Source organism: Collimonas pratensis (genome assembly GCF_001584185.1).
Lineage (GTDB): Bacteria > Pseudomonadota > Gammaproteobacteria > Burkholderiales > Burkholderiaceae_D > Collimonas > Collimonas pratensis.
Map to the genome: position 1 here is coordinate 4,321,403 of NZ_CP013234.1, position 19,829 is coordinate 4,341,231.

18 protein-coding genes, 1 tRNA gene and 1 pseudogene are annotated in these 19,829 nt (G+C 59.9%); 5 read left to right on the plus strand and 15 right to left on the minus strand.

Annotated elements, in window-relative coordinates; genetic code table 11:
• The first annotated feature begins 1 nt into the window (after position 1).
• Together ybgF and CPter91_RS19200 are read left to right on the plus strand one after the other, a co-directional pair.
• Complete coding sequence (ybgF, locus tag CPter91_RS19195) at positions 2-748, plus strand: tol-pal system protein YbgF (protein WP_061942961.1); 747 nt, start codon at positions 2-4, stop codon at positions 746-748.
• An 89-nt stretch (positions 749-837) separates the two neighbouring features.
• Positions 838-913, plus strand: a tRNA-Lys gene (locus CPter91_RS19200).
• Positions 914-1,048: 135 nt separating this feature from the next.
• On the opposite strand, the gene CPter91_RS25925 is transcribed toward CPter91_RS19200, so the two are convergent.
• Entirely contained in the window at positions 1,049-1,321 is a 273-nt protein-coding gene (locus CPter91_RS25925) for a fucose-binding lectin (protein ID WP_082793020.1), read from the minus strand.
• A gap of 478 nt (positions 1,322-1,799) precedes the next feature.
• Here CPter91_RS25925 and CPter91_RS19205 point away from each other — a divergent pair, with 478 nt between their 5' ends.
• The gene (locus CPter91_RS19205) at positions 1,800-2,501 is read left to right on the plus strand and encodes a pirin family protein (RefSeq protein ID WP_061942963.1); all 702 of its coding nucleotides are present in this window, start codon (positions 1,800-1,802) and stop codon (positions 2,499-2,501) included.
• Between the two features lie 162 nt (positions 2,502-2,663).
• Here the strand turns inward: CPter91_RS19205 and CPter91_RS19210 are convergent, their stop codons facing one another.
• The 5 genes from CPter91_RS19210 to CPter91_RS19230 form a co-directional block, all read right to left on the minus strand.
• Entirely contained in the window at positions 2,664-3,596 is a 933-nt protein-coding gene (locus CPter91_RS19210) for a LysR substrate-binding domain-containing protein (protein WP_061942965.1), read from the minus strand.
• A gap of 42 nt (positions 3,597-3,638) precedes the next feature.
• Positions 3,639-4,562, minus strand: coding sequence for a DedA family protein/thiosulfate sulfurtransferase GlpE (locus CPter91_RS19215; RefSeq protein ID WP_061942967.1), 924 nt, complete (start codon positions 4,560-4,562; stop codon positions 3,639-3,641).
• Between the two features lie 78 nt (positions 4,563-4,640).
• On the minus strand, positions 4,641-5,348 hold the full coding sequence (locus CPter91_RS19220; RefSeq protein WP_061942969.1) for a YoaK family protein: 708 nt from the start codon (positions 5,346-5,348) through the stop codon (positions 4,641-4,643).
• 22 nt (positions 5,349-5,370) lie between these two features.
• Positions 5,371-7,218 carry an amidohydrolase gene (locus CPter91_RS19225; protein WP_061946429.1) on the minus strand — a complete coding sequence of 616 codons (1,848 nt, stop codon included), beginning with the start codon at positions 7,216-7,218 and terminating at the stop codon, positions 5,371-5,373.
• Between the two features lie 242 nt (positions 7,219-7,460).
• Positions 7,461-8,930, minus strand: coding sequence for a GGDEF domain-containing protein (locus CPter91_RS19230; RefSeq protein WP_061942971.1), 1,470 nt, complete (start codon positions 8,928-8,930; stop codon positions 7,461-7,463).
• A 166-nt stretch (positions 8,931-9,096) separates the two neighbouring features.
• Here CPter91_RS19230 and CPter91_RS19235 point away from each other — a divergent pair.
• Positions 9,097-10,073, plus strand: a pseudogene (locus CPter91_RS19235) (NAD(P)H-quinone oxidoreductase).
• Between the two features lie 162 nt (positions 10,074-10,235).
• On the opposite strand, the gene CPter91_RS19240 reads toward CPter91_RS19235, so the two are convergent.
• The 5 genes from CPter91_RS19240 to CPter91_RS19260 all read right to left on the minus strand — a co-directional run bounded on the left by CPter91_RS19240 (position 10,236) and on the right by CPter91_RS19260 (position 14,700).
• A complete protein-coding gene (locus tag CPter91_RS19240) occupies positions 10,236-11,540 on the minus strand; it encodes a c-type cytochrome (protein WP_061942973.1) in 1,305 nt (434 codons plus the stop codon).
• Positions 11,541-11,551: 11 nt separating this feature from the next.
• Complete coding sequence (locus CPter91_RS19245) at positions 11,552-12,310, minus strand: c-type cytochrome (RefSeq protein ID WP_082793023.1); 759 nt, start codon at positions 12,308-12,310, stop codon at positions 11,552-11,554.
• A 111-nt stretch (positions 12,311-12,421) separates the two neighbouring features.
• Positions 12,422-12,613, minus strand: a complete 192-nt coding sequence (locus CPter91_RS19250; protein WP_061942976.1) for a hypothetical protein — start codon at positions 12,611-12,613, stop codon at positions 12,422-12,424.
• A 164-nt stretch (positions 12,614-12,777) separates the two neighbouring features.
• Positions 12,778-13,203 carry a YMGG-like glycine zipper-containing protein gene (locus CPter91_RS19255; RefSeq protein ID WP_061942978.1) on the minus strand — a complete coding sequence of 142 codons (426 nt, stop codon included), beginning with the start codon at positions 13,201-13,203 and terminating at the stop codon, positions 12,778-12,780.
• Positions 13,204-13,401: 198 nt separating this feature from the next.
• Complete coding sequence (locus tag CPter91_RS19260; protein ID WP_061942980.1) at positions 13,402-14,700, minus strand: NAD(P)/FAD-dependent oxidoreductase; 1,299 nt, start codon at positions 14,698-14,700, stop codon at positions 13,402-13,404.
• Between the two features lie 340 nt (positions 14,701-15,040).
• On the opposite strand from CPter91_RS19260, the gene CPter91_RS19265 reads away from it, so the two are divergent.
• Positions 15,041-15,481: a universal stress protein gene (locus CPter91_RS19265; RefSeq protein ID WP_061942982.1), complete on the plus strand. Its 441-nt coding sequence runs from the start codon at positions 15,041-15,043 to the stop codon at positions 15,479-15,481.
• A gap of 57 nt (positions 15,482-15,538) precedes the next feature.
• Here the strand turns inward: CPter91_RS19265 and CPter91_RS19270 are convergent, their stop codons facing one another.
• The 4 genes from CPter91_RS19270 to CPter91_RS19285 all read right to left on the minus strand — a co-directional run bounded on the left by CPter91_RS19270 (position 15,539) and on the right by CPter91_RS19285 (position 19,722).
• A complete protein-coding gene (locus tag CPter91_RS19270; protein ID WP_236905861.1) occupies positions 15,539-17,620 on the minus strand; it encodes a PAS domain-containing sensor histidine kinase in 2,082 nt (693 codons plus the stop codon).
• A gap of 144 nt (positions 17,621-17,764) precedes the next feature.
• Positions 17,765-18,193, minus strand: a complete 429-nt coding sequence (locus CPter91_RS19275) for a response regulator (protein ID WP_061942986.1) — start codon at positions 18,191-18,193, stop codon at positions 17,765-17,767.
• A gap of 132 nt (positions 18,194-18,325) precedes the next feature.
• Complete coding sequence (locus tag CPter91_RS19280; protein WP_061942987.1) at positions 18,326-18,958, minus strand: response regulator; 633 nt, start codon at positions 18,956-18,958, stop codon at positions 18,326-18,328.
• A 212-nt stretch (positions 18,959-19,170) separates the two neighbouring features.
• A complete protein-coding gene (locus tag CPter91_RS19285; RefSeq protein WP_061942989.1) occupies positions 19,171-19,722 on the minus strand; it encodes a hypothetical protein in 552 nt (183 codons plus the stop codon).
• Positions 19,723-19,829: the final 107 nt, after the last annotated feature.

Consider the following 19,829-nt stretch of genomic DNA (forward strand, 5'->3'; position numbering starts at 1 on the left):
GATGCGGACGTTCTTCAAAGCCACGATGACTGCGGCCATGCTGGCCGCAGTTTTTTCCGCTCCGACCGCCCACGCCGGGCTGTTTGACGACGATGAAGCACGTCGGGCGATTTTAGATATACGCGCCAAGATCGATGCGGTCAATGCACGGGTCGACACCAAGGCGGACAAAACCAGTTCGCTCAGCCTGTCGGACCAGAATGACCGCCTGAATCAGGAACTGGCCAAACTGCGCGGACAGATCGAAGTGCTGACCAATGAACTGGCCAACACGCAACAGCGCCAGAAAGATTTCTACGTCGACCTCGATACACGCCTGCGCAAGCTGGAACCGCAAAAGGTCAGTGTCGACGGCCAGGAAGTCAGCATCGGCGCCAACGATCAAAAAACCTATGACGCAGCGCTGGCAACCTTCAAGTCTGGCGACTACAAGACTGCGGCTACGGCATTCTCGAACTTTGTACGCAGCAGCCCCGATTCAGGATTGGCGCCATCGGCCCAATACTGGCTGGGCAATGCCTACTATGCTCTGCGCGACTACAAGAATGCGATTGCAGCCCAACAGGTCGTCGTCACCAAATATGCCGACAACCCCAAGGCCGCGGATGCATTGCTGAATATCTCCAGCAGCTACACTGAGCTGAAGAACAAGCCGCAGGCGAAACGCGCATTGGAACAACTGCTGTCGCAGTATCCCAACACGCCGGCAGCACAGACGGCCAAAGAGCGCATAGACACACTGAAGTAAGCGCCAAATATTATTTGGCACATTTCGCAAATAAAAGTGCATATAGGTTTGACACCTGATATGCACTTTGTCTATAATAGCGGTCTTTCGGGTCGTTAGCTCAGCTGGTAGAGCAGCGGACTTTTAATCCGTTGGTCGCAGGTTCGAATCCCGCACGGCCTACCACGAATAAGTTGTACAGATAAGGCCCCAGCAATGGGGGCCTTTTTCTTTGTCCCCTGCATAGCTCCGCGATGCTTCACCGCTTCCGCAAAACTTGCATAGGCAAGATCGGTTCTGCGCTATCCGATTCGCACAAGACTAGCCGGTGTAAGCACCCTTGCTCCAACCTTCACCATCCCAGCACCATTCGGTCGTTTGGCTACCAGTGGTTGCATAGACGCGGATATGGATAGTGCTTCCGTTCAGCCAGCAGGTTGCAGAGGCATTTTCACCTGGCTGCTTAAAGGCCCCCGTGTACCAACCCTTCGATCCGTCGTAGCAACGCTCCGTGATGGTAGAGCCATTGGAAGTATAAACACGGATCGACGGCGAGCTGGTTCCCCACGACACGGCGGCAGTTTGAGTTGACATTTTTAAGCTCCTAGATTGGGTTGAGTAAAGTGACAAACAAGTGACGAACTAAAACACTTCAGTGATCACGGCATGCGCGTCACTGTGATGGTGCTCGTTCATGGTAGTAAGCGACTGGCGAAATAAATAGCTGTCAATTTTCGCAGGCAGTGGATGTAGGCATCATCTTGCGAACACTGGATCCAGCATCAATACAGTCTGATTTTTCCGGCATCCGGTTACTTTCGAATTTTACGTTACTCACCTCCGCCACGGTCCCGCGAAAAGCCTAGGAAAATCGCATTATCTGCCTGAAACCCCTTGAATAAAGGCTTTATGCCTATCATCGATAATTTCGAATATAGACCGGCATTTTTTCCGTTTTTCTTTTGATTTGGCAGCGCGCATACTTCATATCAGTTCATTCAATACCGCAGCTACCCTGCTTCGCTGATCCCCAGCCACGGCGGCAAATGCGGCAACAGACGGAGAAAAAACCATGCTTGAAATTCGCAAAGGCACAGAACGCGGCGTCGCCGATCACGGCTGGCTGAATTCGCATCACACATTTTCGTTCGGCCATTATCACGATCCGCTGCACACCGGCTTCGGGCCGCTGCTGGTGATCAACGAAGACCGGGTAACAGCGGGCCAGGGTTTCGGCACGCACGGCCACAGCGACATGGAAATCATTTCCTATGTGCTGGACGGTGCGCTGGAACACAAGGACAGCATGGGCACCGGTTCGGTGCTGCATTACGGCGACGTGCAAAGGATGAGCGCGGGCAGCGGCGTGCGCCATAGCGAGTTCAATCATTCGCAGACCGCGCCCGTGCATTTCTTGCAGATCTGGATCCAGCCGAACGTCAAAGGGATTCCGCCCAGCTACGAAGAAAAGCATTTCACCGCTGCGCAAAAACAAGGACAGCTGCGCCTGATCGCTTCATCCGATGGCCGTGAAGATTCGGTGCTGATACATCAGGATGCCGCCATCTACGCAGCGATTCTGAATGGCGACCAGGCTCTGCAGCACACGCTGGATGCAGGGCGCAGCGCTTATGTGCATGTGATACGCGGTCGCCTCAGCGTCAACGGCCTCGAACTGAATGGCGGCGATGCGGTGAAGGTGACTGCCGAGACTGTGGTCACGCTGGCCAACGCCGAAGCCGCGGAAATATTGCTGTTCGACCTGCCCTACTGATTCCGCAGGCTGAGTCCAGACTAGTAGCGTGGGCACATCGTGCCCACGCATGACCTATGCGCATCGATGGCCCCATGCGGATCAACCTTCCCGCGTGGGCAAAAAAACCTGCCCACCCTACGGATGAAAGCCGGCTATACCGCCAATCGGTGAAGAAGTTTTTTACGGCTGTCCCGGCGCGCCAGGCACATGCTCGATCAGACGTGCCATGGCGTCGGTATAGCGCACCCGGTCCATCCACCAGGCCAGCGCTGCGCCTTCTTCACCGCTGCGCCATGCCATCGAAAATGTTTCATCGGGCTTGGGTTCCTCGACCTTCTTGACGATCAGGGCGCCCGACGCAATTGCCGCGCGCGCGCACGGCTCGGGCAGGAAACCGAAACCGATGCCGGCCAGCTGCAGGTCATATTTGCTGCGCATGTCCGGCACCGTCAAGGTATCCTGGCCGAACAGCAAACCCACCGTGCGCGACGGCATCTTGCGCGCCGAATCGGCGACGCTGATGGCGCGGTAGGGATGCAGCTCTGCCTTGCCCAGCACCTTCTTCACCTTGGCCAACGGATGATTGGGCGCCACCACGAACACGAATGATATCGTGCCCATCTGCTCGGCGACGTAGCCGCCGCCCGCAGGCCCCTGTCCTGGCGCGCCGATCAGCAAATCGACACGACGCTCCAGCAAGGCCTCCCAAGTACCGGCCAGCGACTCGCGGGCGATGCGCAAACGGGTCTTGTCGGCGACACCGCAGAAGGCGTGGATATCGGACTCCAGCGCGCTGACCGAAAACAGGGAATCGATGCAGATGGTGAATTCGGTTTCCCAGCCGGACGCGACCCGGCGCACGCGCTGCTCCAGGTCTTCCGCCGCTTTCAACAGATAGCGTCCTTCCTTCAGCAATTCCGCGCCGGCGCGCGTCAGCGCCACCTTCGGCCCCTGCCGTTCGAACACTTGTACGCCAAGATCCTGCTCCAGCTTGGAGACCGTATAAGAAATCGTCGAAGGCACGCGGTGCAGTTCGCTGCCGGCGGCGGAAAACGATCCGCGGCGGTCGATGGCATCGAGAATTAACAGCGCATCGAGACTGATTCTGAACATGGAATTCCCGTTAAAGAGATGGCTGCAAGCACAGGCGATGTATCAGGAATCGATCGCATAGCCGGCGGCGATCCAGGCATCGATACCGCCCGACAGCGGCCGCACTTTCTTGTAGCCGCGCTGCATCAGCTGCTTGGCGACCAGCGCCGCCGAAGCTTCATTGGGACAGGCGCAATAGACAATCACTTCCTGGTCTATCGGCGCATCGAAGACAAAGGTACTGATTTCCTTGTGCGAGATGGTAAGCGCGCCGGGAATGCGCCCGGCCTGCTGCGATGCCGGCGAGCGAATGTCGACAATGGCCGGCGTCACCCCTTGTTTGAACAGCTGGTCCAGTTCCGCCACTGAAATGCGCGCCATGCGCAGCGAGCGGCGGAAGCGCCAGCGCTGCCACCATTTACTGGCGACAAAAACGGCGAAGGCGGCCGCCACCAGCATCATGCCGTACTGACCGAGTTCGGTCAGTACGCCGAGCAGATCGTCGACGGTGGTGCTGAACAGCGAACCAAGGTAGATCGCCAGGCCGGCCCACAAGGCCGCGCCCAGGCCATCATAGAGAATGAAAGTAGCGCGCTTGGTGCCGACCGTGCCAGCCAGGGCGCTGGCGATGGAAGCGAAACCGGGAATGAACTTGGCGACCAGCAGCGAGCGCGCGCCCCAGCGCGAGTAGATCGATTCCGTCTGGCGCACGCAGGAATCCGGCGACAAGGAAATGCGGCACAGCGTCGACAGCACTTTGCGGCCGTAACGGCGGCCCGCCATGTACCAGAAGAAATCGGCGATCAGGGCCGCCACCACCGCCGTCAGCAACAGCACTGGCGCCGAGTACTCGCCGCGATGCATCAGCGCGCCGGTGATCACCAGCGTCGGATACGCCGGCACCGGGGCGCCCAGTTGCTCGGCCAGCACGTTGAAAAAGACGAGGATCAGCCCGTATTGCTCGATCAAATGAAACAAATAGGTCATCGCTGTCGTCGCCTCGTATCCATAGCCGTGATCGCCAGATTGGCAATTTCACAATAATGCAATAAACATCTATGGATATTATAAAGTTGATGGCGTCGCGGCTCCGGTCTTTTCAGAAAGATATTCATTGACGCTCAGCCAGAGCAGTATCGCCAGCGGCAACAGCAGCGCTAGAAACAACACTTGCTTGTAGGCGAAGGCACCGCCGATAGCGCCGGCGCCGAACGCCACAATAGGCCAGAAGAACTTGACGCAGCGCTGCCGTATCTCCTCGCTGGCGTCGCCGCGCACGATGTCGACCAGATCGATGATCACCTGCGTGACATTGCCGGTCATGACCGTGGTCGGCGTCAGATGCTGCAGCACCAGGCGGCTGCTGGCATTCTGCACGCCCATGCCGGCAGCGCCCAGCATGCCGGCCAGCAGCGCCAGCGGCGCGCGCGAATCGATGACCGGCCCCGCCAGATGGCCGGCCAGCATGAAGCCCAGCAGGAAAACCAGTTGCAGCAACAGCAGGAAGAACATCGGCGCCTTGCCGCCGCGCTCCAGCCAGATCACCGCCATGCGCGTCAGCGCCACCGCAAAGATAAATGCAGGAAAGGCCAGCAGCTTGATCAGCACGCCGTGCGAGGGATTGGCCAGTTCGCTGCCGATCAGCACGAAGTTGCCGGTGACGTGCGCGGTGAACAAGCCGAACAGCGCAATGAAGCCCACCGTATCGACATAGCCGGCCAGAAAACTCAGGGCGATGCTTTGCAAGGTCCGGCGGCTTTTGATATCGGGCATGATCTTCCTTCGCTGTGCAAAATCAAAAGGCAAAACAGCTGCAACCCAGGCTGCCCCAGAAACCGGAATAGTCAGAGACCGGTACGGCCGACTTGCGCGCCACATCGTGGGCATGCGCGTGCACGCCGCAAGCGCCGGCGCATTGATGTGGCAGGGCCTGGCGTTGTTGCGGCAATTGGCGATAATGGCCCGGCACGGTGTTCACCGGTGACCAGTCCGGCAGCACCGGGATAGGCGGTGGCGCCAGCGCGCTGAATTCCGCCGCGCCATAAACAATTTTCCCGCCGACCACCGTCAGCACCGATTCCAGCGCCTTGATGCTGTCTTCATCGACCGCAAAGAAATCGGCCGACAGCACCGCCAGGTCGGCCAGCTGCTCTTGTTTTATACGGCCCTTCTTGCCCTGCTCGCTGGAAAACCAGGCGCTGCCGGCGGTCCATAATTCCAGCGCGGTTTGGCGCGACAACTGGCCGGCCGTGTCGTACAGGCGCATGCCGCCGACGGTGCGCCCCGACACCAGCCAGTACAGCGCGGTCCAGGGGTTGTAGCTGGCCACACGGGTGGCATCGGTACCGGCGCCGACCGGCACGCCCATCTCCAGCATGCGCGCTACCGGCGGCGTATGTTTGGCGGCAGCGGCGCCATAGCGGTCGACGAAATATTCGCCCTGGAAAGCCATGCGGTGCTGGATCGCGATGCCGCCGCCCAGCGCGCGCACTCTTTCGATATTGCGCGGCGTGATGGTTTCGGCATGGTCGAAGATCCAGTGCAAGCCGTCGAAAGGAATTTCACGGTTAACTTTCTCAAACACATCCAGCATGCGGCTGATCGATTCGTCGTAGGTCGCGTGCAGGCGGAACGGCCAGCGCTGCGCGACCAGATGGCGCACCACTTTTTCTAGCTCGCCTTCCATGCCGGCGGCCAGCTCCGGCCGCGGCTCCAGGAAATCCTCGAAGTCGGCGGCGGAAAACACCAGCATCTCACCGGCGCCGTTATGACGGTAGAAATCGTTGCCGTCGCCCGGCTTGACCATCTCGCTCCATTTCTGGAAGTCCTCCAGCTCCTGGCCTTTGCGCTGGGTGAACAGGTTGTAGGCGATGCGTATCGTCAGTTGCTGGTCGCGCGCCAGCTGCTCGACGATGGCATAGTCTTCCGGGTAATTCTGGAAGCCGCCGCCGGCGTCGATGACGCTGGTGACGCCCAGGCGATTCAGTTCGCGCATGAACTGGCGCGTCGAATTGACTTGCTGTTCGCGTGGCAGCGCCGGCCCTTTCGCCAGCGTGGCGTAGAGGATCATGGCGTTCGGCCTGGCGATCAGCATGCCGGTCGGGTTGCCGGCGGCATCGCGCTGGATTTCGCCGCCGGGCGGATTCGGCGTGTCCCTGGTATAGCCCACCGCGCGCAAAGCCGCGCGGTTGAGCAAGGCGCGGTCGTACAAATGCAGGATGAATACCGGCGTATCGGGCGCGGCGGCGTTGATGTCGTCCAGGGTCGGCATGCGCTTTTCGGCAAACTGGAATTCGCTCCAGCCGCCGACCACGCGCACCCATTGCGGATGCGGCGTGCGCAGCGCCTGTTCTTTCAGCATGCGCAAGGCATCGGCCAGCGACGGCACGCCTTCCCAGCGCAATTCCAGGTTGTAGTTGAGGCCGCCGCGGATCAGGTGCAGGTGGGAGTCGTTCAGGCCGGGAATCACCGTGCGTCCTTGCAGATCGATTACTTGCGTGTCCTGCCCGCGATGTCGCATGGCTTCTTCGGCGTCGCCGACGGCGAGGAACTTGCCATCCTGGATGGCCACCGCCGTCGCCAGCGGCTGGGCCTGGTCGACCGTATGGAAACGGCCGTTCAACAAAATCATGTCTGCGTGCACGCTGTTCTCCTGCATTGGCTAAGAGTAAATTATTCAAAATATCGAACACAATCCAGCACAGCCAAAAACCCGCAAATACTGGACCACGACGACGTTTTGCGTCGATGAAAAGCAGTATGGCGGACAGAAAATCAAATGAAAAACGGAAAATTTATGGGCCAATGATCGAATTTATCGATTACCGAGATAGCGATGCTGAACACAGTGCCAATCGCTGGCCATCCGGGCCACGGGCGTTGGCCTCAAGCCACTTCGTCGATCAAGGAATGGCCGTACACGGTAAAGCGGCTCTTGCCCTGCCGCTTGGCCTGGTACATGGCTTCGTCGGCTTGGCGCAAGGCCGAATCCCACTCCAGGCTCTCGGCCTGGCAGAGGGCAATGCCGATGCTGCAGCCGATGCCGTCGCCAATCTCGGCGACGCGGCTGACGATACGGCCGGCGACAGCAGTTGCGGTGGCTTTGATAGAAAGCGCCGGCGCAATCAGGCAAACCACGAATTCGTCGCCGCCGACGCGACCGGCGATATCGCTGTCGCGCAGCGCCGAACGCAGCGCCGCCGCAACCTCGACCAGCACAGCATCACCGCGGTCATGGCCGAGGTTGTCGTTGATCCACTTGAAGCCATCCAGGTCGATGAACAACAGCGCCACCGCCTGGCGGCTGATGCTGCCGCGGCCGCGCAAGGTTTCCGCCAGCTCCAGGAACAGCGAGCGGCTGGGCAGGCCGGTCAGGTCATCCAGCCGCACCTGGTCCATCTGCACTTCCAGCATGGCGTTGTTGAGCGCCAGCAGGCGCGCATCCTGCACCGTCTTGAGGTAGACCTGATTCATTTCCCGCAAATAGATCATCAGCAGCACCGTAGCCGAGATCAGGGCGTTGCAGCGGCCGACATACCAGCCGATCGAGAATTGGCTGCCGCCGGCCATGGTGATCACGTTGTCGCATTGCAGGGCGACCAGGGCCACGCCCAGCCATACATGCAGCACAGCGCGAAAGCCGGTGGCACGCCACAGGACCAGCATCGCCAGGGCGGTCAGCGACTGCAGCAGGAAACCAAGGCCGCTGGTGGTGACGCGGTGGAAATTGCCGTGCTCGATCAGCGTCGGCAGGTCGGCATGGAACACCACCACCGGCAGCAGGCTGGCAGCCAGCGCCGCCAGCACCACCGCGATCAGCCAGTTCGGCATGCGCTCCGGGTGGCTCGCCAGCCAGGAAGGGCTCCACCAGCGGCTGACCGCATACAGCAGGATACTGAGGGCCAGGCCGGCATGCCACAAAAACCACAGCCAGATAGTGGTCTGGGCGCCGCCCAGCAAACTCTGTTGCGGAAAGAATGCACCCGGCATGGCGAGGAACTGCATGATCAGGATCGCCGCGGCATAGAAGCAGCCGGCGCCGATATACAGCAGGTCGACTTCCTTGGTGGCGCGGTAATGGCCAAAAATCAGGTAGGTGATGATGACGTAGGCAACTACCGTCGCGGTCTGGTAGGAAGGCAGGAAAAACGGAAATAGCGGCCCCATCACGCTGGCGACCGGCAACAGGATCAATGTCATTAAAACAATGCCGATACAGACCCACAGCGCGCGCCGACGCTGACGCGTCGTGGCTTGGCGGGTCGCTGGCGACACGCTTTTGCTGGTCCACGCCGGCTTGGCGGCAGCTTTGTTGCGTGCAATAGTTGCGCGGTCGATCATCAGTGATTTAATCATGCCCGGAAAACTACGGCTTACCTTAAGGTAAATTTTGCCCAGAAGCATCAAAATAATAACTTGAATGGCTATCGCAAGCTAATACAGAAAAGCTATCACTTGCCCGTGCAAAAGAGAAAATCGTGTTTGTCATACAATGACCGTTTTCCCTCCAAGAGACCCAGCCATGCGCGCTATCGAAATTACCCAACCCGGCGGCCCGAGGTTTTGCAAATCTGCGAACGCCCGGTGCCGTCGTTCAAGGCCGGTGAAGTTCTGATCAAGGTGCAGGCGGCCGGCATCAACCGGCCGGATGTATTCCAGCGCACCGGCAATTATTCGCCGCCGCCGGGCGCCTCCAATTTGCCGGGACTGGAAATCGCCGGCGAAATCGTCGACGGCGATTTCAGCGGCAGCCCTTTCAAGAAAGGCGACCTGGTCTGCGCCTTGGTGCAGGGCGGCGGCTATGCCGAGTACTGCAGCGCGCCGGCGGCGCAGTGCCTGCCGCTGCCGGATGGCTGGAGCGCGGTGGAAGCCGCTTCGCTGCCGGAAACCTTTTTCACGGTATGGAGCAATGTCTTCGATCGTGCCCGTCTCAGCCCTGGAGAAACCCTGCTGGTGCAGGGCGGCAGTTCCGGCATCGGCGCGGCGGCGATCCAGATCGCTACCGCGCTCGGCCACCGCGTGTTTGCAACTGCCGGCTCGGATGAGAAATGCCGCGCCTGCGAAGCGTTGGGCGCCGAGCGCGGGATCAATTACCGCAGCGAAGATTTCGCTGCCGTGATCAAGGCAGCTACCGACGGCAAAGGCGTCAACGTGATCCTCGACATGGTAGCCGGCGACTATGTGCCGCGCGAAATCAGCTGCCTGGCCGACGATGGCCGCCTGGTGTTCATCGCCACCCTGGGCGGCAGCAGCGCCAGCATCGATTTCCGCCAAGTGCTGATGCGGCGCCTGACCATTACCGGCTCTACCCTGCGGCCGCGACCGATCGCGTTCAAGGCTGCCATCGCAGCGCAGCTGCGCGAGCGCGTCTGGCCGCTGCTGGCAGCCAAGAAAATCAAGCCGGTGATCTTCAAGACCTTCCCGCTGGAACAGGCAGCGCAAGCCCATGCGCTGATGGAAAGCAGCTCGCATATCGGCAAGATCATGCTGACGACCTGAGCCGCCATGTCGCCGAGCATGTAGGGTGGGCACAACGTGCCCACGCCGAAATTCACTCCATCTACGCGCGTGCTTCGGCGACGCTCAGCCCCCCACTCCGGTCATCACGGTAACGCGTGGGCACGCTGTGCCCACCCTACGTCTATTTAATCGGCAACCGCATTAGTCCAGCGGAATGGCGCGATAGCGGTTGACCTCGGCCGAATTGACAATCGGCGCCTTGTTGCCCCAGCTGTTGCGGATATACGAAACCACCGCCGCCACTTCGCTATCGCTCAGGGCCGGACCGTAAGGCGGCATGCCATAGGGCCGTGGATTGGCTGCCGTGCTGGGCGAAAAGCCGCCGTTGAGCACCACCCGGATTGCATTCACCGGCGAGGCCATGGTGATGGCGTGATTGCCGGCCAGCGGCGGATAGGCCGGCCATGTGCCCTTGCCGGAAGCCTGGTGGCAATCGACGCAGTGGTTCTTGTAGATCTTTTCTCCCTGTGCCAGCACACGCGCCACCTCGTCCGCACTGGCGCGTTCCTTGGCCGGCTCGGCTTCCTTCTGGCGCGGCAGGGATTTCAGGTAGACCGCCATGGCCTTGACGTCGGCGTCGCTCAGGTGCTGCAGGCTGGCGCCGACCACTTCCGCCATCGGCCCCAGCACCGTGCCGCGCGGCGAGACGCCGTTTTTCAGCAGGCCGGTGATGTGCTCGATATCCCAGTCGCCCAGGCCGATTTCATCATCCGAGGTCAGCGACGGCGCATACCAGTTCACTACCGGGATGAAGCCGCCTCCCAGCTCTGCCTTGAGATCGCTGCCGCCGAGCGCGTTGCGTGTAGTGTGGCAAGCGCTGCAGTGGCCCAGGCCTTGCACCAGATAGGCGCCGCGGTTCCATTCCACCGACTGCCCTTTCTCTTCCTGATAAACGCCGGGTCGGAAATACAGCGCACGCCAGCCGTACAGCAGAATCCGTTGGTCATAAGGGAAACGCAAAGCAGGCGCCAGGTTCTTGTGCGCCACCGGCGTCACGCTGCGCAGATAGGCGAACATGGCGTCGGCGTCTTCGCGCGTGACCTTGGTGTAATTGGTGTAGGGGAAGGCTGGATACAGCAGGCTGCCATCCTTGGATTTGCCGTTATGCAGGGCGCGCCAGAAATCGTCGGCAGTCCAGTTGCCGATGCCTGTTTCCTTGTCCGGCGTCAGGTTGGGCGAATAGATGGCGCCGAACGGCGTCTGTATCGCCCGCCCGCCTACCAGTTCCTTGCCGCCGCGCGCGGTGTGGCAAGCGATGCAGTCGCCGCTGCGCACCAGATAGGCGCCCTTGGCAATCTGCGCGGCAGCATCCACCGCCGCCACAGCCGTCGCCGGCTGCCTTGCCGCGGCGCTGTCGTCATCGGCGTTCAGCAGCGCCAGCACAGCCACTACGGCGGCGATCAGCAACAACGCTGCGCCCGCCAGCCACATCAGTATTCGTTTCATGTGCGCTCCACTTAATTCAGGGCAGGGACACTGCCGCAAGCCAGCGGCAGCTTGACGGAGCCGGGAGCAACCGCAGTGGCGCCAGCCGGCACCGGCTGCGCCGCCAGCCAGGATGCCACCGCGCCGATATCTTCAGCGCTCAGGCGCTGCGCCACCTGCGCCATGCAGTCCGGCGCCAGCGCATGGCGCGCGCCGTTCTTCCAGGCGCCGATCTGGCTCACCAGATAATCGCGCGGCAAGCCGAGCAAACCCGGCGTGGCCGGCTGCACGCCGGTCATGGCGCTGCCGTGGCAGGCGATGCAGGCAGGGATCTGCTTGCCGGCGTCGCCCTTGTTGACCAGCAGGTCGCCGCGGGCGCGGGTGGCCTCGGATGGATCGTGAGGTTGCGGCGGCGGGTAAGGCGGGTGCTGGTCGGCGAAATAAGCGGCGATTTCCTGCAGATAGGCATCCGACAGATGATCGACCAGGTAGGTCATCATCGGATACTGGCGCCGCCCTTCGCGGAAATTGTGCAGCTGGTTGTAAAGGTAGCCGGCCGGCTTGCCGGCGATGCGCGGGTAATAGCCGTCGTTGGTAGCGCGTCCCTGTTCGCCGTGGCAGGCGGTACAAGCGGTGAGGCGCTGTTTGATGGTATCAGGAACGGCGGCGGAATCGGCTTCAGCCGCCTGTGCTGCCGGCGAAATGGCGGCCAAGGCAAGCGCTACAAGAAACCCGGATCGCCAGCGCCGCACAGCACGTCTTGCCTCCGGTCCCCGCAAAAGAATCGACATGATTTTCCTGTTTTTTATGCTGCGGCATTTTTTGGGAACGTATTCAGGTCAGATTATAAACTAGCAAGTTTATTAACACATGACAACATTGAATAACATGTCGTCGCCTCCCTACTTCGGCGGCTTCGACGGCACCAGCGGCTGGTCCCTGGTCGACCCCGGTTCATTCGCATACATCTGCTCTTCCACGATATCCATCTGCTGACTGCCGTCCAGGGCGTGGCCGGTCCATCGATCGGCCGGATTGACGGGCTGCGTCTTCTTTTCCTTGACGGGGGCGGCAGGCAATTTGGTTTTGGACATGGTGTCTCCTCATAGCGCGACGACGGGCTGGTCGTCTTCCTTCACTATAGAGCCTGGCGCGCCCTGCCGAAAGCGAAAAATCCTGCCGGCCATGCAAAACGCCGGTCCAGATTCACATCTGGACCGGCGTCGCGGAACTTCAACGATTTATGTCTGGTGAGCGATCAGCGCTCGTAGTAGCCGCCTTGATACGGCTGCGGATAGTAATCGTCGCGGCTTTGTTCGACATACACCGGAGCCGGGCGGTAGTAGACCGGGGCCGGCTGGTAATACACTGGCGCAGGACGATAGTAGACCGGGGCTGGACGGTAGTACACCGGCGCAGGCTGATAGTAAGTTGCCGGACGGTCGTAATAGCCGCCACCGCCGTAGTAGCCGCCTTGGCGGTAACCGGAAGTAGCGCCCACCGCAGCACCCAGCACGCCGCCGACAATCGCGCCGTGACGGCCGCCGACCGCGCCGCCGATCACCGCGCCGGCAACCGCGCCGATCGCAGTATTGGCGCCGTCATCGTAAGCCAATGCGGAAGTGGACACTGCGGCAGTCGAGCTGGCCAGCAGAGCGATACAGATCCATTTTTTGTACAGCATGATTGCATCCTTCAAGGGACATACGGCCCTATTAACACCATCAAAAAACCGCTGCCTCGCCCACTGCGAGGCCACGGTTGTTAAGTTGGACTATAGCCGAGCCGCCGTCAAATGCCTGCAAACGATACATACTTTTACATTTGCACAACATGCTTACACCTGAGGTAACATTCAGACCACCACAAGGCGTTGCTATCTTCAGTGCAGCTTGACCGACGGCTTGGCGTGTTTCATCAAGCCGCTGGCCGCCGCTGTAACACCGGTGCGCACCGGACCCAGCAAGGCGTTCAGATGCATCAGGTGCAGGCTGGCGTACATCATGCGGGCGAAAAAGCCGTCGACGAACCAGCCTAGTTTAGTGAGCGAACCCATCAGCGTGCCGACCGAGGTATTCCGCCCGAACGACACCAGCGAACCGTGGTCCTTGTAGACATAAGGGGCGTCTGACGCTGGCTGGCCTTTGCTGGCGCGCACGAACATCTCGACCAGGTAGTCGGCCTGCTGATGCGCCGCCTGCGCGCGCGGCGGCACCATCTTGCCATCCGTGCCGATGCAGGCCGCGCAGTCGCCCAGCGCATAAATATGCTCCGCGCCGGCCACCTTCAGAAAACCATCCACTTCCAGCTGGCCCGACTTGATCACCGGCAGGCCCAGTCCTTTGAGGAAATCGGGCGCCTTGATGCCGGCCGACCAGACGCACAGATCGGAAGCATAGTCATTGCCGTTAGCGTCCGTGACGAAATTTTCGGCGATGCTGGCGACGCGGCAATCGGTCACCACCCGCACTTCGCGTTCCTGCAACAGCTTGCTGGCTGCTTTGGATACCCGTTCGGTGAGCGGCGCCAGCAAGCGCGGCGCGCCTTCCAGGATGGTGATGCGGACATCGCGGTTCGGATTCAGGTGCGGGAAATCGTAGTCGGTGTAGACGCTGCTGGCGTCGCGCAATTCCGCCGCCAGCTCGACCCCGGTGGCGCCGCCGCCGACGATCACGATATCGACGCCGGCATCGGGATTCTTTTCTTTCTTCAGATCCGCCAGCGCCAGCATCTTCAGCAGGCGCACGCGGAAATGTTCCGCATCTTCGGTCGAGTTCAGCGAAATGGTGTTTTGCTCTGCCCCCGGAATGCCGAAATAATTGGAGACGCTGCCGACCGCGATCACCAGCTTGCTGAAAGCGATCTGGCGCGGCGGCAGCAGCTCGGTGGCGGACTCGTCGGTGACCGCATCGACGGTGATGCTGTGGCCGGCGTTGTCGAGCGCGGTCATGCTGCCGTACACGAAGCGGAACTTATTGTCGTGCGCCAACATCTGGTAAGACAGGCCTTCCTGGTGGATATCGCGGGTGCCGGCGGCGACTTCGTGCAGGGACGGTTTCCAGATGTGATACAGGGCCCGGTCAACCAGGGTCACGTGACCGCTTCCCAGCTTGCGGCCGAGCTTGCAAGCCAATTCCAGCCCGCCTGCGCCACCGCCTACAATCACGATTTGATCCGACATCCATCTTTCCTTCACCGATACATTAATCAATAGCGCTTCGACTTTCTATCCGCTGCGCGGCAGCGAAGCACGCAGTAAGTCTACTTTTATAATGGCGCAATGCGCAATAGTGACGTATTTTTGCCTTTTATTGATCACGCCACGCCAATTTGCAGTATTCAGAAAAAACGCCGGCTACCCAAAACAGCGCAGCCGGCCGCACGCCGGAATCCTCTCTCAGCATGCAAAACCGACTGGAAGGAAGGGTTTCCGAATTAGCGCAAAGGCCGCTGGTTCGCAGCACCAGTCTGCGCTATGATGAAGACAGAGACCATTGCAAACACAATTTTCAGGAGGGCATATGTACCGGAAAATTCTCGTCGCCTACAATGGCACGCCCGAAAGCCGTTCGGCTTTGTATTCCTGCATCCAGCTGGCGCCCGGCCCCGGGGCTGAAGTCCACCTGCTGGGCGTCATCAATCTCGCGACCTATCTGATGGCGGGCGAATTCGTCGCCGAATCCGCGATCAGGGCCGAAAAGACCCTGCTGGAACAAGAACTGATCAAGGGCCATAAACTCCTCACCGACGCCGGCCTCAAGCCGATCGACCACTTTGAAAGCGGCGAACCTGTCAACGTCATCAGCGACCTGGTCAACAAGCTGGGCATCGACCTGGTGATCGTCGGCCATTCGCGCAAGAAGCCGCTGGCGACACGCTGGTGGCGCGGTTCCGTAGACACCATGCTGGTCGAAAAAGTGCCGTGCAGCGTATTGGTGGCGACCGATATCTGCCCTGCCTGAGCAGCACCCCTCCTTGTAGCACCGGACCCGGCAAGCTGGCAGGTGGCCAGCGGCTGGTCAGGCTTGGCCCTGCTCGCCGCTGTTTTGCACCTGCACCGATATGGGCAGTTCGATCACCACCGCGGTGCCTTTATCCTTGGCCGCCGAAAAACGCACCTTCCCACCCAGGTAGGTCGCTCTCTCATTCAAGCCGCGCAAGCCGTGGGTGCTGGTGTTTTCAAAACGTTCCTGCGACATGCCGACGCCGTTGTCGCGCACCGTCAACGCCAGCCGGTCTTCGTCGATATCCAGGATGACTTCCACCTGGCTGGCGTGCGCATGCTTGGAAACGTTATTCAGGATTTCCTGCAGCATGCGATACACCGCAATTTCAATCCGATGGTCAATCGTGATGTCTTCATCCGGCAAGCTGGATTTACAAAGGATTTCGGTACGTGCGCCAAAATCTTCCAGCTGCTCGACGATCGCCGCTTTCAAGCCAAACAATTCCAGCATATTCGGCCGCAATTCGGTCTGGATCCGCCGCGTGGTCGCCACCAGCGAGCTGAGCAAAGTCTGCATCTGGCCCTGGCGGTTCTGCCAATGCTCATTTTCCGGCAGGATCTTGTAGACGCCCTCCAGATGCATGCTGAGCGCCGTCAGCGATGCGCCCATATTGTCATGCAGCTCGCGCGCTATCGCCCGCTTCTCTTCTTCGCGGATGGTTTCCATATGGTTGGCCAGTTCGCGCAGCAAGGCAGTGCGATGGGCGATGGTGCGCTCCAGTTCCAGCTCGCGCTGCTTGAGCGAATCCTCGGCGCGCTTGCGCTCGCTGATGTCGGTGGCGATGCCGACCACGCCCATGACCTGCCCTTGCTGGCCGAACCAGGGCGATTTGGTGGTCTGGAAGGTCACGATTCCCTCCGGCAGCTGGACAGTCTGCGCCAGAGTCTCCGACACGCCGCCATTCATGATGCGGATATCGTCCTGGTCGACTCGATCGGCGTCCTCGGTCAGCGGCAAGATCTCGCGGCTGCGCCGGTTTTTTGCCTGGTCCCAGCTCAAGCCGAGCCGGCGCAAGCAGGCCGGATTGGCGAAAATCAACCGCCCTTGACTGTCCTTTACAAAGATCGGGTCGTTGGTATTGTCGCTGACCGAGATCAGCAGCGCGGTGGCTTCGGCCAGCTCGGCCGCGCTCTGCAGGCGCGCGCCGTATTCCAGATCGACCTTGCCGCCGGCGCGCCAGAAAATGAACAGCACCAGCACGCTATCGACCAGCGTCAGCAAGGGCGGCAGCGAACTGCGGTCGTATATACCTTGGCGCGTTCCCCAGTCCGCCAGCCAATGCAAGGCGATCAGCAAGATCAGCATCTGCGGCAAGGAACGGCGCAGCATCTGTCCGCCAGGAGCATGACGGGTGATGATCGCCATCAAGCGGTGGCGCGGGCGCGACATCATGAGCGCCAGGCCGAACAACAGAAACGCCAGCGCCGACAACAAGGGGATGCTGGTCGCATACACCATCTGCGTCATGGCGGAAACGCCATACAGGTAACCGAGCAGCGGAATGGCGCTGAGGAACAGCAGGGAGATGGCGAGGTATTCGGCCACGTACTGCTCTTTCCCGAGACGAAAATCGAGCAGGAGCAACGCACTGCCGGCAAACAAGAACCCGATGCCAACCATCGGGTGCAAGCCGATGGGCAAGTGCAGGTCCGGTTGCGACAGCAGCCGGCCGAGGGCAGCATCGAGCCAACTGGTGCTGCCCATGAAGTCTTGCATCAGCGTGGCAACCGCAAGCAGCAGCAACAGGACTGCCAGCAGCTTGCCGAAAAACTTGATCAGCCGGCGCGGCCCGATCACCAGGCATTGCACGATCAGGCTGGCGGTAGCCAGCAGAAAGCCGGCTGCGGTATTGGCGCCCATGAGCGGCAATTGCGATTCCGAAAACGGCAGCGTGATCTGGTACAGGCAATCGACCAGCACCAGCGCCGCCACCGCAAACACCAGCGCGCTCACCGCCAGCGCGGCGGCGGTGGTGCGCCAGACATAGGTTTTGGTCGATGCCAGGCTGTCCAGCGCGCGGGTCTTCAGCAGATCCTGATAATGCGGATTACCGCTGGCGGCCGCTTCGCTCTCTAAGCTCTCTATATTATTCAAATCGACTCCAGGAACGTCGCTGCAGGTGCATGCCGGCATCAAGGAAGCGCGGCAGCAGCTTGCATCAGCGGCTTCAAAACATGAAAGCCCGCTGAACTACGCGGGCAGGCATTAGCGATGATATCCGCAACGACGAAAGTACGGTCAATGATCCGGCAAACCGGTTCCCAGCGCCGCCAGCAAATCACGCAGTTTGGTAAATTCCGAACTCTTGTCGAAGAAAAACCGCACGCCGTATTGCTCTCCGGCGCGGCGGAAGGCACTGCTGACATTATTGCTGAAAATGATTTTCAGCGAATTGAGCGGCTTCGCCGATTTTGACAAGGTACGCAACAAGCTCATGCCATTGCCCTGCTTCAGCTCGATATCCAGGATCAGCACATCGAAAGAATCAGCATCGATTTTTTGCAAGGCATCGCTTTCCCCTTCGGAGAAGCCGGCAAACACTACGCCGGGAATCTCGCTCAAGGTTTCAATCATCAGATCACGCACATCGACCGAATCTTCCACAAGAAAAATCCGCAGCGGCATGACGCCCGACCTGATGGTGTTGGAGGCTGTTGTATGGTCCATAGTGACTGACGGCCGATAAGCTCATTTATTTCGTGCATTGCGCCAGAACTGGATGCTAGGGACTGGCAAGTCCCTCGATACGGCAACATGCAGGTGATTACAATCCTTTGAATAAATTAAACACGCATTCTTCTAATCAATCAAATTATTCTTGATGGCATAATAAATAATATCCGCATTGCTGGCCATGCTCATTTTTTGCAGGACGCGGGTGCGATAGGTGCTGATGGTTTTTACGCTCAGGCACAATTCTTCTGCAATCTTGGTGACCCCTTCGCCCTGGCTCAGCTTGTAAAAAATCTCGTACTCGCGTGCTGATAAGGTTTCGTGCAAAGGCGTGTTGTCCTTGCTTGCCGGGTCTGCTGTCAGCAATTCGGCGACGCCATAGCTGATGTATTTATGGCCCTGCAAGATCGTATTGATCGCCTTCACCAGTTCCGTCGCCAGCGCCTCCTTCTGCACATAGCCGTCAGCTCCGCTGCGCAGCACCTGCACCGCATAGCGGCTTTCCGGATGCATGCTGAGCATCAGCACCGGCAGCTTCGGTTTCTCGCGCTTGATCTGCTTGAGCACTTCCACGCCGCTCTTGTCCGGCATCGCGATATCCAGCAGCACGATGTCATAGTCGTTGCCGCGCACCAGTTGGATTGCCTCATGCGCATTGGCAGCTTCGCCGGCAATCTCGTAGTCCGGGATGTCGGCAATGAAGAATTGGACACCGGCGCGTACTACCGCATGGTCGTCAACCACCAGGATTTTTATCATCTGTTCAACCGTCACAATCAGTTAGGTTATCTGGCATCGCCACAGCTTGGCGAACGCAAGCGCCAGGGCCGAGGCAAAGCAGAAGTCATTACATGATGTTTAGTGTGCGGCCGCCCGGCGTCAATGTAAACAAATTAGTAAAAATCAAAGTTTCCTCGTCCTGTGAAGCGCCGGCCGCCGCCGCACAAGGCAGCGTTGCGGCCAGCTCACCATTACTTGTTCAATTCCGCCTTGGCGGCGCTTGCGCAATCGTCTTTGGCTGCGCCAGCCAGCGCATCGCACTTGGCCAGTGCCACCTTGTAGCGCGCATCGGCGCGCTCTTCGCGAGCGTCGGCCTTGGCCTTGCTGATGTCCAGCTGCTTATCGGCATTGGCGATCGCATCGCTTTGTCCAGCCTTGGCCTGCTTCAAGCAGACATCCTTGGCATTGCCCGCCTGGCTGTCGCATTTTTCCCTGGCTACGGCGTAATCGGCATCCGCTTCGGATTTGCGCGCACTGGCGAGTGCCTTGGGAGTTTTCTTGTATTCCACCTTGGCGTCCTGCTTGCTGTGCTCGCGTGTGGCCTTGGCCTCTTTGACGCAGACGTCCTTGCCGTTGCCGCTGAGTGCGTCGCACTTGGCCCGGTCGGCTTTGTAAGCGGCGTCTGCCGCGTCTTGCGCAGCACTGTAGGCAGTCCTGGAACTGTCTGCCGCCAAAGCCAGAGAAGCGCCGCTGCAAGCGGCAACGCCGATTATCATGCCCGCGATGATTTTCTTGATACGCATAAGTGTTCCTTTGCTTTGAATAGTGTGGCGATGCCGCTGTACTGGCATGTCATCAGCGCCAACTTGTACCTATGGTAGCCAAGCGCGGTCGGATGGCCTATAGGACG

Excerpts from the sequence above, each read along its gene's own strand:
- ybgF (WP_061942961.1), top strand. The coding sequence starts at position 2 with ATGCGGACGTTCTTCAAAGCCACGATGACTGCGGCCATGCTGGCCGCA.
- CPter91_RS25925 (WP_082793020.1), bottom strand. The coding sequence starts at position 1,321 with ATGTCAACTCAAACTGCCGCCGTGTCGTGGGGAACCAGCTCGCCGTCG.
- CPter91_RS19205 (WP_061942963.1), top strand. The coding sequence starts at position 1,800 with ATGCTTGAAATTCGCAAAGGCACAGAACGCGGCGTCGCCGATCACGGC.
- CPter91_RS19210 (WP_061942965.1), bottom strand. The coding sequence starts at position 3,596 with ATGTTCAGAATCAGTCTCGATGCGCTGTTAATTCTCGATGCCATCGAC.
- CPter91_RS19215 (WP_061942967.1), bottom strand. The coding sequence starts at position 4,562 with ATGACCTATTTGTTTCATTTGATCGAGCAATACGGGCTGATCCTCGTC.
- CPter91_RS19220 (WP_061942969.1), bottom strand. The coding sequence starts at position 5,348 with ATGCCCGATATCAAAAGCCGCCGGACCTTGCAAAGCATCGCCCTGAGT.
- CPter91_RS19230 (WP_061942971.1), bottom strand. The coding sequence starts at position 8,930 with ATGATTAAATCACTGATGATCGACCGCGCAACTATTGCACGCAACAAA.
- CPter91_RS19240 (WP_061942973.1), bottom strand. The coding sequence starts at position 11,540 with ATGAAACGAATACTGATGTGGCTGGCGGGCGCAGCGTTGTTGCTGATC.
- CPter91_RS19245 (WP_082793023.1), bottom strand. The coding sequence starts at position 12,310 with ATGTCGATTCTTTTGCGGGGACCGGAGGCAAGACGTGCTGTGCGGCGC.
- CPter91_RS19250 (WP_061942976.1), bottom strand. The coding sequence starts at position 12,613 with ATGTCCAAAACCAAATTGCCTGCCGCCCCCGTCAAGGAAAAGAAGACG.
- CPter91_RS19255 (WP_061942978.1), bottom strand. The coding sequence starts at position 13,203 with ATGCTGTACAAAAAATGGATCTGTATCGCTCTGCTGGCCAGCTCGACT.
- CPter91_RS19260 (WP_061942980.1), bottom strand. The coding sequence starts at position 14,700 with ATGTCGGATCAAATCGTGATTGTAGGCGGTGGCGCAGGCGGGCTGGAA.
- CPter91_RS19265 (WP_061942982.1), top strand. The coding sequence starts at position 15,041 with ATGTACCGGAAAATTCTCGTCGCCTACAATGGCACGCCCGAAAGCCGT.
- CPter91_RS19275 (WP_061942986.1), bottom strand. The coding sequence starts at position 18,193 with ATGGACCATACAACAGCCTCCAACACCATCAGGTCGGGCGTCATGCCG.
- CPter91_RS19280 (WP_061942987.1), bottom strand. The coding sequence starts at position 18,958 with ATGATAAAAATCCTGGTGGTTGACGACCATGCGGTAGTACGCGCCGGT.
- CPter91_RS19285 (WP_061942989.1), bottom strand. The coding sequence starts at position 19,722 with ATGCGTATCAAGAAAATCATCGCGGGCATGATAATCGGCGTTGCCGCT.